Below are 13,322 nucleotides of genomic sequence, written 5' to 3'. Positions count from 1 at the left end.
GCGATGCCGAAGCTGGTGCCCAATCTACGCGATTCTCAAATCATTCCACGAGCGGGCCACTGGCTGCAACAGGAAGCCCCGGACCGGGTCAACATCGCCGTGATTGAGTTTCTGCGCAACCTGTAGGAACCGTTGACCTCTTGCCGATCAGTAGCGGTCATTCGCCAGGAAGTGGGCGACGGCCGGAACGGGTCGCCTTATGCCTCTCGCATAGATCTATCGCTCGCGGCCTCCCACGATCCAACCATGGGTCGGAGTGCGGCCAGCATGAGACGGTCGCCCGAGGCGCCTGCCCGACATTCGGACGCCTAAGGCATTCCGCGAGCGGCCTCCGGTCGATCCCTAATGTTTCATTGACCAAGAGAGGGCTCTTTACAGAATGCCTTTCAGCGTGGGATGAAATTTCACCGGTGCGAATTCGGTCACGTGGTAAGCCGCTAGCCCGTGTTGATGGAACGGGTCGCATGCAAGGATCGCATCCAATTCTGCGCGGGCGATACGGCCGCTCACAAGGATCACACCTCCATTGCGCGGATTTTTTGGCCCGGACGCGAGGAACACTTCATTGGCATATTGCGCATCGAGAAAGCTACGATGTGCTTCCAGCTGAACTTCGATGGCGTCAAGCGGCTTCAGATACGAGAGTTCTACGATATACATCGTTGCGACCTATAAAATTTGAATGTGACCATGCGGAGATCCCGGAAAACATTTGGCTTAGCGTGTAGATCCGGGGTCTCTGTTCCATTTGCAACACCTCCGCTGCTCACGCAGGTTCTAGTGTGTTGCATCGACCGGTTGAACCCACAGCGCCTATCGGTCATCTGTTGGCGGCGAACGCAGACTGTCACTCCTACGAGAAGCCCTACATTCTCGTGGCTCACAACTCATGGGCCTAAGTGTTCAGCGATACGCTTCGACAAAATGGCCACTGTTCAGATGAATCGCGTCAAGGCTGGGGTTTCGTTCGAGCATCCGTATTGCAGTGGCCAGAATGAAGAACTTGTAGCCGCTGGTCAACTCACAGGGTGGCACGCCACGGACGTCGTTAGCTGATTAGGGGGGGCGTCGGGTCAAGGAAGGCTGTGGAGGAGTCGTTCAGGAGTCGCGCCGCGTACGACTTCGGCCCGTCCGGTGGCAGAAGGAGGAAGCGAAGAACGGGTGCCCTGATGAATCACCGAGACAGGGTCGAGAATACTTGAGGCCTGATACAGGCAAACCCAATCTGGGTGATCCGGATCACGCGGATCGAGTTCCAGTAACCAGTTTGTGCTGCATACGCAGCAACAGAAACGTTGCAGGAAAACGGGACGGCGGCCGAGCGGGCGTAGCCGGGTCTGCCTGTCGGTTATCCGCAGCCCGTTGTGTGGCTGGACGCTGTCGCCCAGTTGCATTCTTTCGCAGGCTTCGCAGGACATGGTGGTCAGAGCGTCGCTGGATGAGCGACCGACTATAACACCGAGTGCTGCAACAGGGAGAGAGTCAGTAGTCGAAGAAAAAGCCCGCGCGGTGCAGGGGTGAATCCATATCCATGGAGGAGATGGTCGTCAGTTCGAACGAGCGTCGCCTTCGGGAGAAAACGAACGAGTCACATCGACCCGAAGCGGACCCTCGACCCAAAGACGCATGAACGGCAGCTTTCAAGGTGCAATGGCCGCTTCCCGATCCGACTCATCTGGCACGTGCGGTCTGGCGGATCACGCTGGGATCTACCGAAGATTCGCTTGAAAAAACGTAAGCGCCATTTCGTCAAACTGCTTGTGAAAGACTATGCGATCGAAGCCGTTCGCATCGACGCAGAGCCCCGGCTCATTGTGCTTCATTGCCGCAGGACATGGAGCAAGAAAGGCAAAATGCGCCGCGTTGGAAACAATGTGATATTCAGGCCTGTGAGGAAGGGTCCTGGCGAGTGCGTCAGCGTTGCGCGGCAGCACGCCGTCGCCCCCGAACTGGGAAGCCCAAAGCTGGACTGGCGCTTGCGCGTTCTTCAGGCTCTCCGTGGTTGGGAATGCATTTAACGGGTCCGCCAGCACAAAGGCTTTGATCCGCGCATCATGAGTCAGGTGATCGGTGGGTACCTCTCCACTTCGGACCTGTTTGCAAATCGGGGCTCTCGGGTCCGGGCACGTAATATCGGCGTGCGGGAAATCCGGGTTACCGCCGGCCAACACCAGGCCCGTGTAGCCGCCGCGCGAAAAGCCAAAAAAGCCTATCCGTTGAGGGTCGAGTCTGGCCGCGTCGGGGGCGGCGCTCAACATGTAATCGACAAGACGCTTGATGTCAGTCGGTCGCTCGACGAACACAGACATATCGGCGGCGCGAGTCATGTCAGAGAATGTATCGCCTGGATGATTGATTGCCGCCACGACAAAGCCCGCGTCGGCAAGCGTCTCGGCAAGGTCTCGGTGGCCAAGGTACGATCCGCCATAGCCGTGTGAAATGACAACGAGGGGAAGCTTTTCGCCAACGGTCGGGCAGTCGCGCAGCCCTTTCAGGACATATGGCCCGATCGGTACCTCTTGGGCAGGCTCTGCGCACGGCGTCCACACTATCGCCTTTAACGCCGGACCGCCGGCATCGGCCGGAATCTGCGCGAACTTTATTCCCGCGGCGTGTGCGATTGCCGCAGACAAGCACAACAGAACGGCCGATATGAACGTTTTCATGTGATTTTGAGAGGCAAGTTGTTTGCTTTCAATACGCTGATTGGCGGTATCACGGTGAAACTGCTCAAAAGCTGAATGCGATCAGGTTCTGACTTTATCCTCTTGCACCATGGGCGGGATTTCGGATGATGCGGTCGCTCAGATGTCCGACTTCCCGCGCAGTCGAATGGTGTCTGATGGCCGAGGCTGTGCAAAAACGTGCGACTTCGACATCGGGTTCGAAGATTGACCCACCAGAATGCTCTGTATTGGCTCCGTGGCACTTCGGGAAGGGTAAAGCGACACCTGAAAACCGGGCAATTTCGAGTTTTTACACAGCCTCGGCCGAATGCGGCCCGATGGCGAAGGGCCATTAATAACCCAATCCCCACCTAAGATCTTCCGAAAAACTCAACTATTCAGGTTTGGGCCATCGGAATCGCCCGTCGTCTCATAGGTTTTACGAGCTCTCCTGTACGAGTTATCGAACGGCTTGTTGCGAAGCGAATGGGCCTTAGAAGCATAACCGCCTATTCCGGCTAAAAGGAACCCGATCAGAAAGAGAAATAGTCTCACCGCGGATAAGAGCCGGGTCGCGTCGAGGGCAAGGATAATTGCGCCGACCCCGCCGATGACAAGCGTGGAGCGCATCCATCCTGAAAAGTTACCATCCTCTATGATGTGAAATTTCATCTGTTGCCACCTTGCAGCTATTTGTGAAGGCGCATTTGGATACGCGTCGAGATTGTCAATGATCTAGGCACCGATGTCGACTGACCGCTTCTGGCCGCACCCCGACCGACTGACCGCACCCGCAGTCGTCACCGGATGCATCTATGCGGAAGGCATATCCCGACCCAAACCGGCACCTCAGGAACCGTAACGCTCACGTTCGTCTGGCGGACGAGGACGATGCACTGTCGTTAGCTACTGAGTCCATCCATTATTGTCCTTGGCCTGTTGGACGCCCCAGACGTATACCGTTCCACTAGTGCCTAGCGAGTAGTCAACATCTACTAACTCTCCTGGATGAGCGTCGAATTCCACAGTGTGTTCAACGTCCTGCCCGCGTATTTTGAGGGTCACCACCGTCCCTTGTCGAAACCCTTGTCGTGCCGTTGTGCGTAGCGGTTCGACGCGCTCGATGATTGCTGCGGCGTGGTACATCGTCCGGTCCGAAAATTCTTTCGCAAAGTGATGCGTTAGGTACAGGTAAATAGCGATACCAAACACAATAAACCCGATACCGACCAAGAATGGGCGGCTCCAGTCACTTAGATAAATTCGGGCGCTGAGAAGCCAGTTTTGTCGTTTCATCTTCGGTTGCCCGCAGCACATTCTGGAGCCAATTCGGCTTAACGGCAGCCCGACACTGCAACTTGAGATATCGATTGGATGGTCGCTTTGGGGTGTGCTGCTGATGTTCGAGTCGCCGCGAGGCTTCCGGTGACCGTCGCTTCCTAGCCGGGGTAGCGCCCATTAGTCAGACTGGATCTCCCTTCAATCGAAAGGAGATCGTCATGAGCACACTAACCAACACCGGTCGGTCGCGGGTGCCGTGGAACAAGGGGAAACTGACCGGGCAGAAGCCACCGCTGAAGCTCAAAGAGATTTGGGCGATCCGTGTGCGCCTGCAGCTTTCGTCCCGCGTGCGGGATCTAGCCATGTTTAATCTCGCCATCGACAGCAAGCTTCGCGCATGCGATCTGACGAAGCTGCGGGTGTGGGATGTCTGTCATGGGGAGCACGTCGCCAGCCGCGCGACAATCATGCAGCAGAAGACGCAACGGCCGGTACAGTTCGAGATCACTGAACAGACCCGCGACAGCGTGGCGGCATGGATAGGGCATGCAAGGCTGCACACGACTGACTTCCTGTTCCCGAGCAGAATTCACGACTCCCCACACCTGTCGACGCGCCAATATGCTCGGCTGGTCCATCGGTGGATTGCGTCAATCGGCCTGGACGACACCGCTTACGGCACCCACACGATGCGCCGGACCAAGGCGTCGTTGATCTATCGTCGCACGAAGAACCTCCGGGCTGTCCAGTTGCTGCTCGGCCACACGAAACTTGAAAGTACGGTCCGCTACCTTGGCATCGAGGTAGATGACGCACTTGAACTGGCGGAGCAGACAGAGGTCTAGCTTGGCAGGCCTGTTAGCGAGGGGACGCTGACCGGCCAGGAAGGGACACTCGACCCAAGCACGAAGATAGCTGACAATGCCTCGCTCAAGAGTTCGATTGTCACGCGCTCGTGCACGACGACCGAATCACCAATCCAGGACACACGGAGATGAGATACTGCCTTGGGTATCTGCATGAGGTTTGGCTATGTCCCGACGGGCACGGACAATCGCTTCCTACATGCGTTCCATATGGACCAGATGGCGACGCAGCACGTGCGCTTAATGAGTCTGGAAGTGAATGGGTCTGGACATTTTGGACGCGTTCACATGCAGAGACTATGGCCGTCTACTATGAATTTGTAGGCTACGGGGAATATAACGTGCAGGGCGATCTCGATCGGCAACCCTATTCTCCCGCTGCGTACGAGCGCCAGATGGCGTACTTGCTTCGAGACTCTCGATTAGGGTCTCAAGCTCAGAAGCCCGGCGCTAACCGCCAGTGAACAAATGGCGGATACTGTGTTCCGCCGAGGAAGGCCAGAAATACTTCCACGACCTGGTCGGCCATGAACCATTCATCTGAGCACATCGGAATGTTGCCCGCTCTGAAGACCAGGATCGTGCCGTCAGGGCGTACAGGCGAAGGTTTGTTATGGAAGGCTCTCCATCGTTGCGCGCCGAATTCAAAGCGCTCAATCATACAGCTGACGCCACCGTCGGCAACTTGCACGTAGTTGCCCGCGTCGTCAGTCAATGACGCATGAGATGACTTGCCGTAGCTTCGCAGCGACTTGAGCCCACGTGTGATCTGTGCGGGAGTCGGCGCGGTGTTTACCGGTCCGCCCTCGATTTCGAGTTTCATAGTTGATCTATCCCGATTCCTCTCAATCAGATGCGAATCATACCAACGCCGAAACCCAATAACGAATGACCGCTATCGGCGCATTCGAAGGACCGCTCAGGGTCGGGAGCACGCACTGCCGACTGGCCGCCTCCGGGAAGCAGAATTCCACTGGCTGTTTTCCGGTGATGAATTTGAGGAGTGGACTGACGCAACCCGACCCAAAGCGGAAGTTGTCGCTTCCCAAGAGCGGTCGCCCAGGCGCACCGCCAACCGGCGCCAGTATGCAACTGCAAGTCAGACGAACAATCATCGGAGTGCAGCCCTTTGGAAATCTGCCTAATCAAATAGCAGGGGATGCAGCCTCAGCCGCGGAAAAGAATGCGCAGAGTTCAGCATCTGGAATCTGCTGGCTTGCATAGTCAAAGGTGCCATGGAGAGCCATCTCTTGCGCCGCCTTTCGGATGAGGTGATAGGTTGCTCGTGCGAGGCTTCCGCCGATAGTGACGCGCCGCACGCCGATGTCTTGGAGTTGAGCGACCGTGATGGATAATCCAGTCAGGCCCATGACGACGGTCAGCGGGCCGTCGATCTCCTTCACAAGTTCTGCAATTGTTCCCGGATCAGAAGCACCAGGGACGAATAGGCAATCCGCACCGGCTTCCCTGTATAGATTTGCCCTACGGACGGCCTCCGAGAACGCGTTCTCCATTTTCGCGAGATAGCAATCCGTGCGTGCTGTCAGCGTAAACGGAATGCCACTAGCGTCGGCGGTGGCGCGGGCCGCTCGAATTCTCTCTACCGCCAGCAACGAGTCGAACAGTGGTGCAGCCGAATTTCCTGTGAAATCCTCGATATTCCCGCCGACTATTCCCGCCGAAACCGCAAGTTCTATGGTCTTGGCTACGTCGACTGGCTCCGTTCCATATCCAGCTTCCAGATCGGCGCTCACTGGTAACTCCACCGAGCGGGTAATGCGATGGATGCAGTCAACCATTACCCTCTGCGAAACGGCACCTTCGTAGTCAGGTAGTCCAAGCGAAAAAGCGATGCCTGCGCTCGTAGTGGCGATTGCTGAAAAACCGCTTGACGCAAGCATTCGAGCGCTTCCTGGATCCCAGGCGTTCGGCATCAGGAAAGTCTCGGATTTGGTGTGAAGCTCACGAAATCTCTGGGCTTTTGTCAATTGCATGTGCATGGCTAGAAGCTCCGTCTGAATTAACAACCGGAGATCATACTGATATTCAACGTGAAACTGAGCGGACGTCCTGGGCGGTCTGAATATCCGTTGTGTCATGGCACTTGATCGAAAAGCCGGCACTGCGGTTCAAGCCGCGCGTTCGCCCCCGCCAATCGGAGATGACGGTCCTGGTAGCGGATAGCGCAAATTAGGGGCGGCACTGCATTTGTCGACTATCTAGCCAGTGGTGTCGGCCGTCCGTTCCTGGCCGTACCCGGAAATCCGTCGGATGCTGAACCGCCCGCAGCAAGCGACGTTCAGGATGTTGGAACGACGCGGGTTAGAGCGTAATGATGCCAATACCAATTTGCTCGTCCGATTGACAAATCGATTTTTGCGCTATCCATTGGACTTCCATTTGAATCCGCTTCTTTATTGAAAAAGTAAGACTGGCCATCGTCGCCCCCGCACCTGACTTGCTGAACGTTATGACCGTCCCGATGAGCGTCGAAAGACCTACATGCCCAAAGATGAACCGATGTGTAACTGTCCTGTCCCGGAGCTTGAAGTGCGATGTATCCGTTGCGATCTTTGTCGAACTTGATTGTCGCTGTCTGTAGGGGGCGGTGTTCATCCTGTTTGACGACTTTGAAGTCGCCTATAAATATCGCTTCGTAGTCGTCGGCTGCATACGTAGCACAGCCAGAAAGGATGATCGAAAAGAAAATGAAAGGGGCTGTGACGATCAATGCGGTAGAAAGTCTTCTTCTCATTTGATTATTCTTTGTTCGATGTTGAACGCAGGTCTCGGCTAGCCGGTTCAATTTTTTGGCGCTTTCAACCCGAATTTTCCGGCGCGAAGCCTGAATTCGAATCATTATCGCGGCACTTCGGGGATTGTCGACGCTCTTTAGAGCGCTGTCGAGTGTCTCATACTGGCCGGGTTGAGGCAGTGCCACCGGCAATTTGCTCGGCGGAAACCGGCCATTGAGCGGGGGCGGACGAGCCCCCGGCTATTCAAAATGGATGTCGACCTCGACCTCGACCTCGACCTCGACCTCGACTGGCGGCTCGTGGCCGACTACTGTCTGATGCTGGCGGCGGAGGCCGACCGGCAGTCGCCGGCCGTCGTGATGGAAACGCTCTGATGGTCTATCGCGTGGCCGCCTTCAAGCTGACCATACGGATTCGTAGGGGTACGAGCTGATGCGTAGTTGGCACTGGGGCATCGATTCCGATGTCCGCAGGGAGCCACCATGTCCACAATATTCCGACCTGTACAAAAACACAGTATGCTTGAGGGGTCGTGTCTAGGTTGATCCCTGAATTCCCGGTTCCCTTGCCGGGCTGGCGCGACTTCTTCTCAAGGGTTATGCGTTAAGGGGAGCGCAATGGAAATCGGATCGTTCAAGAACTGGTACACCCTCGAAGAAGCCGCGCAAGTAGCGGCCGCTAAGCTTGGCGAGCCGATTACCGTCAGCGACATACTCGACAAGATCAACTATGACGAGTTACCAGCGTGGTTCGATGCCACTGGCCGTTATGCTAGATATGTTTATCCTGCATGTCATTACAACCCAGATCCCAATGACTCTACGCATGCAAGGCGCGGGCCTGTAGATTACAGATGCGATGACGATGTTCAGGTTATGGGATTAATGGGCTATTACAAGATATATAACGGCCCTGGAAGCGGAATAGTGATTTTCGTTCCCATTGATGAAACGATGGCTGAAGCGCGATGGAATGGCGGACTTCTGCTCATTGATCATGATGGTGGATCCCTTGTACAAGTCGTGCGCCGTAAGCCTGAAGCGAATAAAGGCAGCCGTTTTTGGTTTGACTTCGTTCCCGATCATACAAAGGCCCCGCGCGAAAAAATCTGGATTGCAGCCGAAGACTTGCACGCTCTTATTTCCGAGCACGCTAATGCAAGTGCAGTACCGCTTGCTTTATCTCTGGATCTGAAAACTTGTTCAACGGTGGAGTCCGTGTCGCTGTCCAATGCTCTGGAAGGAGCGAAGGAACTCAGACAGCGGATGCGGGTTAGCCTGTCGCCAGAAAGCTATGAAGGCCCGGAGGCCTCGGTAGTGGCATTGCTGTGTAATACCGGCAGAGACCTTGAGCGCGTGTTGGCACTAATCCCTGAAGATGAGGTGCTTCGCTGTTTTTCACTCTATACGGGAGAAGGGAAATCTGAAGCTACACGTGGACTTATGCGGTTTATACCAATCGAGGGTTCCAATCAATCTACGGTAGAAATGTCTGAAGACTATGTGCCCAGCTTCATACAGGGTGAATTTCGCGGTGTGCGGATCGATGGCGCTACCGGCCACTCGGGAACCGCCCAGAAATTCTACGAAGCGAGCAAAGATGTCGGCTTGACTTATTGGCAAGTTAGACGCGGATGGTGTTATTACCTGGCGGGCTTTAATCTGTTAGTCGCTGAGAGATTTGTATTGGAAGGGCGGTTTCATGATGCAATGCTTCACACGGCCGCTGCTCTAAAGCAAATTGGCGCAGCATCGGTACGCAGTATGGATGAAATTGAGGAGGCTGCGTCTCAACGGGCTAAATCGTCGGTCGCCAAGAAGGGGGGTGATAAAACAAACGAAGAGAATCGGAAACATAAGGAAACTATCTTCGCTTGGTGCAGAGACAACCTTGCTCAATATGAGCAAGATAAAAACTTGGATGGCGCTGCCGACGAAATGGAAAGGATTAATCTCGTACCGCTAGATTGGCGAACAATTCGCACTCACATCACTGGATATCGCAAGCAAAAAAAACAGCCCACTGGCGTACTGTAATGCGTACTGGTACACGATAAAGCCTACTGGCGTACGGCTTAACTTCCTGCATCGGATGTTAATAATGGGATGCCATGCGCCCCGGATAGGCTGGGGCGCTCCTTAATCGCAAGGAGCGAGCATGGTGGTGCAAATTCAGCAGACGTTAATCCGTCGTCGTCAGATAGAGATTGAATCCGGCCCGAGTCGCACGACGATCCATCGGCGGATGCGTGAGAAGATGTTTCCACGAGCTGCCCGTATTGGCGCGCGTTCCCTTGCATGGCGGTGCGCTGACATCGACGCATGGCTGGTCGATCCTGCCGGCTATCGCGTGGAGGGCTAAGCGATGGCGATTCTCCAAAAACAAACGGGACGCGCCGCTCGCACGGACGTTGCCCAGACTCCCAGTCATGGCCATACCTTGCTGGTGCATGTCCGTGGAGGTGAACTGGTCACGAACTCGCGGACGATTGCCCGCGAATTCGGGCGGCGACACGATCACGTACTGCGCAAGCTCGACAGTCTGATCGCGGACGGCTCGATAGATCGCCCCAATTTTGGGGAGATCTCGGACACCGACGAGATGAACCGCCAGCAGCGCATGATCGAGCTGGACGAGCGTGGTGCGCTGATAGCGATGCCGTTTATCGGTGGACGCAATTCCCGCATCGGCCAATCCCGTCTGGTCGATTCGTTCCTCGCCATGCGTCGCGAGCTGTCGGCACGTACCGCACCGGATCGGCTTGCTGCACGTCGCGACGCCGCGACTAGCTACGCGCTGCTTTCCGAAATGCTGGCACTGACCCGCGAAGCTGAAGGTAAGGTGACACGGGGGCATCACTATGCGAACGAAGCGCGCCTTGTGAATCAGGCTTTCTCCGGCGTGTTCGGGCCACTCTACCGGGATGCCCTGAACGCGTCCGATCTACGCGTCCTGAGCCGCCTGCAGGTACGTGATGCTGCGTTGATCGGCATGGGAAAGAGCTATGACGAACGTAAGTCTCTGTTGACAGCCTATGCCGCATTGCTGCGCATACCAAAGCTGTCGGAAGGTGTGCAGTGATCATCGGCGGATTCGCACGTGCAAATCAATATGCAGCGGACCGTCTCGCGGCGGGTGGAGCTCTGTTTTGGCCACTGGCATGGTAGGCCATGGCTAGGCAGCGCTTCTCGTCCATCTTCGGGAAGTCGGGCGAGTTCTTTGCCGAATACGTTGTCCGTGTTACGTGCATCAACCTGGACGGCCTAGTCGCCAATTACGAACGAACACTACGCTGTGAGTTCGGGAGTCTCGCTCGCGTCAAATTCGTGCGTGGTGCCAAAAACCGGCGCTTGCCTATCCTGCAGTACTTGGTTTTTAGATGTTTTTGGGCACTTAAAGTCTGAGACTGGGAATGTGCTTGCCTACGGTGGTTAGCGAGATTGCCCGACTGAGTTTGCGTCACATGTTCGTCCAGTCGGTGAGCTTGTTCCACCGAGGTGACGCGCTATTGACGGGAAGTTTCATCCGTTCCGCGAGCAAACTGGGCACGTTCACGTGCCATAGTTTGGCCACGATGGTGTAGAGTCAACCAGCTTGACTGTCTTCGGTTGCCGGCGATTCATCTGGAATTTGTTCGGATGCGCAGAGTAGTCTGAGGGCACGCGCTACAAGCGGTGCAGTGTGCTCGATATCCACGTCGATGTGTTGCCCGTGAATTTCTTGTAGGTGGAATGACTTGATGTTGCCGGGGAGTATCGGGAGTTTGAAGAGTGACGAAACGGAGTCTGAGGTCTTGATCAATCGATGAAAAAAATTTCGCTTTCCGACATATTCCTACGTTGTCCTACGGCTTCCAAATAATCGGATTGATCGTATATCTGGGTATTGACGCCTCCTTTTCTGATTAGCATGATGGCTTCATGTTGATTGCTTGGAGGCCATCATGCCCGTTTCGAAAAGCTATACTCGGGTTCAGTGGGATGTCTTTGCGCAGGCTCTTGATGCACTCCCCGAAAAGCCGAGAGACAACCAGCGTGTCACGATCAGTAACGGGATGAGGGAAATCAAGGCCAAGATACGCGCGGCGCAGGAAAAGGGTTACTCGTTGGACGAGATCGTCGAAGAAGCCAAGCGTCAGGGTCTCGATGTTGGCATCGGGGCCGTCAAGTACGCGCTGTACAGTCCGAAGAAGGCCGCGACGGTCCGGAAATCGGCTAAAAGAAAAGGTGGGGCGACGACTTTGCACTCGCCAAACACTCGATCAAGCTCAAATTCTGGCTGGGTTGACTCGGCGAGGAGTGCCTTGTCGAAGGAGGCCTTCGATCAGCAGGGTGGCGGAGCAATCCGAGGTTATCAGGGATTTCCTATCCGACCGGATACAGAAAATCTCTAGCGGCCAGTCGTCGGAAAGTGCGACGCGCGATGCTTTGAAGTTGGGTGGACAAACCAGCACCGCAGATTTCTCAGGGCGCAGATTCAGTTTCTGCTGCGTGCTGATGTGCGCTCGTGGTGGTCGAGATGCTTGATTTCTGGTCGATATAATCGGCCCACCATTGCATAAGCCGATGACGTTCAGCCATGTACTGCGCATGGTTGTATGCACGTCGGACAGGGCTGCCGATAGTATGTGCGAGCTGACGTTCTATAACGTCGGGATTTATGCCGCTTCGATCATTCATGATGGTCGAAGCAAGGTCCCGGAAGCCGTGTCCAGTTTGCCTGCCTTCGAAGCCGAGAATTTTCAGCGCCTTGTTAATCGTTTCGGCTGATATAGCCTGGGTAAAGTGGTTCTTCGTGCCGGGGAAGAGTAGTGGATAGCGCCCGGTAAATTGCCGCAATTCTTCGAGCAACTCCAGTGTCTGGTCCGCCAGCGGCACGATATGAGGAATGCCGGATGCTTTCTGCGCCTTGTTACCCTTCATGCGCTCTGCGGGGACACGCCACTCCTTGGCTTCAAGATCAAATTCATCCCATCGTGCCCAGCGCAGTTCAGTCGTGCGCAAGAAAGTCAGGATGATGAGCTTGAGGGCGATCTTCGTTTCTGGATTGCCCGAATACCCGTCAATACGTTCGAGTAGGGTCGGAAGCTCGGTTTCCGTGACGTGAGGGTAATGTTTGACTGGCGGGCGCGGCGCAAGCGCCGCACGCAATCCGATGGTAGCGTCGCGGTCGGTTGCTCCGCAGGCGCATGCGTGCCGGAAGGTACCGCTGCAAATTTCCAGTGCCTTGACGGCTATTTCATGGGCACCCCGCGCTTCGATCTTCCGGATCGTCGCGAGAATAGCGGGGCCGGTTATTCCCGTTATCGGCAGCTTACCGATGTGCGGATAAAGATCGTTCTTGAGGATCGCGGTAACGCGTTTGTCGTGACCAGCACTCCATCCAGGGCGCTTGATGTTGAGCCATTCATCGGCAAGTGTCCGAAACGTCATATTGGCTGCCAGTGATGCAGTCTGGCGGTCGATGTCACGCTGCAAGGCCGGGTCGATGCCATCGGTCAATAGCCGTTTGGCTCGTTCGCGCCGCTCGCGTGCTTCCGCTAACGTGACAGAAGGGTAGTCACCAAACGTCAGCAGGTTTTCCTTGCCATTGAAGCGGTATTTGAGGCGCCATTTCTTCGCACCGCTTGGCATCAACGCCAGATACAGTCCGCCGCCGTCAAATAGCTTGTTGCCGCCAGACGGATCGTGCCGAGCCTGCCGGCAGCGCATGTCAGATAAGCCTGAAGACTTGCCCATGGTGCTTCTCCCGCC

General features: G+C 55.6%; 14 protein-coding genes. 6 read left to right on the top strand and 8 right to left on the bottom strand.

The window, feature by feature from the left end:
• Positions 1-372: 372 nt before the first annotated feature.
• The 4 genes from Q0L30_RS06100 to Q0L30_RS06085 form a co-directional block, all read right to left on the bottom strand.
• Positions 373-660, bottom strand: coding sequence for a YciI family protein (locus Q0L30_RS06100; RefSeq protein WP_296652599.1), 288 nt, complete (start codon positions 658-660; stop codon positions 373-375).
• A 1,049-nt stretch (positions 661-1,709) separates the two neighbouring features.
• Positions 1,710-2,666 carry an alpha/beta fold hydrolase gene (locus Q0L30_RS06095; protein WP_296652597.1) on the bottom strand — a complete coding sequence of 319 codons (957 nt, stop codon included), beginning with the start codon at positions 2,664-2,666 and terminating at the stop codon, positions 1,710-1,712.
• A gap of 390 nt (positions 2,667-3,056) precedes the next feature.
• Positions 3,057-3,338, bottom strand: coding sequence for a hypothetical protein (locus Q0L30_RS06090; protein WP_296652596.1), 282 nt, complete (start codon positions 3,336-3,338; stop codon positions 3,057-3,059).
• 234 nt (positions 3,339-3,572) lie between these two features.
• The gene (locus tag Q0L30_RS06085; protein WP_296652593.1) at positions 3,573-3,962 is read right to left on the bottom strand and encodes a hypothetical protein; all 390 of its coding nucleotides are present in this window, start codon (positions 3,960-3,962) and stop codon (positions 3,573-3,575) included.
• A gap of 203 nt (positions 3,963-4,165) precedes the next feature.
• On the opposite strand from Q0L30_RS06085, the gene Q0L30_RS06080 reads away from it, so the two are divergent.
• Positions 4,166-4,792 (top strand): tyrosine-type recombinase/integrase, encoded by a 627-nt coding sequence (locus Q0L30_RS06080; protein WP_296652589.1) that lies wholly within the window; start codon positions 4,166-4,168, stop codon positions 4,790-4,792.
• Positions 4,793-5,249: 457 nt separating this feature from the next.
• On the opposite strand, the gene Q0L30_RS06075 is transcribed toward Q0L30_RS06080, so the two are convergent.
• The 3 genes from Q0L30_RS06075 to Q0L30_RS06065 form a co-directional block, all read right to left on the bottom strand.
• Positions 5,250-5,636: a hypothetical protein gene (locus tag Q0L30_RS06075; RefSeq protein ID WP_296652585.1), complete on the bottom strand. Its 387-nt coding sequence runs from the start codon at positions 5,634-5,636 to the stop codon at positions 5,250-5,252.
• A gap of 322 nt (positions 5,637-5,958) precedes the next feature.
• Complete coding sequence (locus Q0L30_RS06070; protein ID WP_296652583.1) at positions 5,959-6,813, bottom strand: isocitrate lyase/phosphoenolpyruvate mutase family protein; 855 nt, start codon at positions 6,811-6,813, stop codon at positions 5,959-5,961.
• A 299-nt stretch (positions 6,814-7,112) separates the two neighbouring features.
• The gene (locus tag Q0L30_RS06065) at positions 7,113-7,754 is read right to left on the bottom strand and encodes a hypothetical protein (protein ID WP_296652581.1); all 642 of its coding nucleotides are present in this window, start codon (positions 7,752-7,754) and stop codon (positions 7,113-7,115) included.
• Positions 7,755-7,817: 63 nt separating this feature from the next.
• Here Q0L30_RS06065 and Q0L30_RS06060 point away from each other — a divergent pair, with 63 nt between their 5' ends.
• The 5 genes from Q0L30_RS06060 to Q0L30_RS06040 all read left to right on the top strand — a co-directional run bounded on the left by Q0L30_RS06060 (position 7,818) and on the right by Q0L30_RS06040 (position 11,962).
• Positions 7,818-7,943: a hypothetical protein gene (locus tag Q0L30_RS06060; RefSeq protein ID WP_296652578.1), complete on the top strand. Its 126-nt coding sequence runs from the start codon at positions 7,818-7,820 to the stop codon at positions 7,941-7,943.
• Positions 7,944-8,186: 243 nt separating this feature from the next.
• Positions 8,187-9,605: a hypothetical protein gene (locus Q0L30_RS06055; RefSeq protein ID WP_296652574.1), complete on the top strand. Its 1,419-nt coding sequence runs from the start codon at positions 8,187-8,189 to the stop codon at positions 9,603-9,605.
• Between the two features lie 121 nt (positions 9,606-9,726).
• Positions 9,727-9,930 (top strand): AlpA family transcriptional regulator, encoded by a 204-nt coding sequence (locus tag Q0L30_RS06050; RefSeq protein ID WP_296652572.1) that lies wholly within the window; start codon positions 9,727-9,729, stop codon positions 9,928-9,930.
• 3 nt (positions 9,931-9,933) lie between these two features.
• Positions 9,934-10,650, top strand: a complete 717-nt coding sequence (locus tag Q0L30_RS06045; protein WP_296652570.1) for a Rha family transcriptional regulator — start codon at positions 9,934-9,936, stop codon at positions 10,648-10,650.
• Between the two features lie 862 nt (positions 10,651-11,512).
• On the top strand, positions 11,513-11,962 hold the full coding sequence (locus Q0L30_RS06040; protein WP_296652567.1) for a hypothetical protein: 450 nt from the start codon (positions 11,513-11,515) through the stop codon (positions 11,960-11,962).
• Between the two features lie 70 nt (positions 11,963-12,032).
• Here the strand turns inward: Q0L30_RS06040 and Q0L30_RS06035 are convergent, their stop codons facing one another.
• Complete coding sequence (locus tag Q0L30_RS06035; RefSeq protein WP_296652566.1) at positions 12,033-13,307, bottom strand: integrase arm-type DNA-binding domain-containing protein; 1,275 nt, start codon at positions 13,305-13,307, stop codon at positions 12,033-12,035.
• Positions 13,308-13,322: the final 15 nt, after the last annotated feature.

Source organism: Paraburkholderia sp. (assembly GCF_024281035.1).
Classification (GTDB): domain Bacteria; phylum Pseudomonadota; class Gammaproteobacteria; order Burkholderiales; family Burkholderiaceae; genus Paraburkholderia.
The sequence above is the reverse complement of the archived record's forward strand: the minus strand, read 5'-3'. Positions and strand labels throughout refer to the sequence as shown.

Bases quoted from the DNA above. Each gene is read 5' to 3' on its own strand.
- Q0L30_RS06100 (WP_296652599.1), bottom strand. From the start codon at position 660: ATGTATATCGTAGAACTCTCGTATCTGAAGCCGCTTGACGCCATCGAA.
- Q0L30_RS06095 (WP_296652597.1), bottom strand. From the start codon at position 2,666: ATGAAAACGTTCATATCGGCCGTTCTGTTGTGCTTGTCTGCGGCAATC.
- Q0L30_RS06090 (WP_296652596.1), bottom strand. From the start codon at position 3,338: ATGAAATTTCACATCATAGAGGATGGTAACTTTTCAGGATGGATGCGC.
- Q0L30_RS06085 (WP_296652593.1), bottom strand. From the start codon at position 3,962: ATGAAACGACAAAACTGGCTTCTCAGCGCCCGAATTTATCTAAGTGAC.
- Q0L30_RS06080 (WP_296652589.1), top strand. From the start codon at position 4,166: ATGAGCACACTAACCAACACCGGTCGGTCGCGGGTGCCGTGGAACAAG.
- Q0L30_RS06075 (WP_296652585.1), bottom strand. From the start codon at position 5,636: ATGAAACTCGAAATCGAGGGCGGACCGGTAAACACCGCGCCGACTCCC.
- Q0L30_RS06070 (WP_296652583.1), bottom strand. From the start codon at position 6,813: ATGCACATGCAATTGACAAAAGCCCAGAGATTTCGTGAGCTTCACACC.
- Q0L30_RS06060 (WP_296652578.1), top strand. From the start codon at position 7,818: ATGGATGTCGACCTCGACCTCGACCTCGACCTCGACCTCGACTGGCGG.
- Q0L30_RS06055 (WP_296652574.1), top strand. From the start codon at position 8,187: ATGGAAATCGGATCGTTCAAGAACTGGTACACCCTCGAAGAAGCCGCG.
- Q0L30_RS06050 (WP_296652572.1), top strand. From the start codon at position 9,727: ATGGTGGTGCAAATTCAGCAGACGTTAATCCGTCGTCGTCAGATAGAG.
- Q0L30_RS06045 (WP_296652570.1), top strand. From the start codon at position 9,934: ATGGCGATTCTCCAAAAACAAACGGGACGCGCCGCTCGCACGGACGTT.
- Q0L30_RS06040 (WP_296652567.1), top strand. From the start codon at position 11,513: ATGCCCGTTTCGAAAAGCTATACTCGGGTTCAGTGGGATGTCTTTGCG.
- Q0L30_RS06035 (WP_296652566.1), bottom strand. From the start codon at position 13,307: ATGGGCAAGTCTTCAGGCTTATCTGACATGCGCTGCCGGCAGGCTCGG.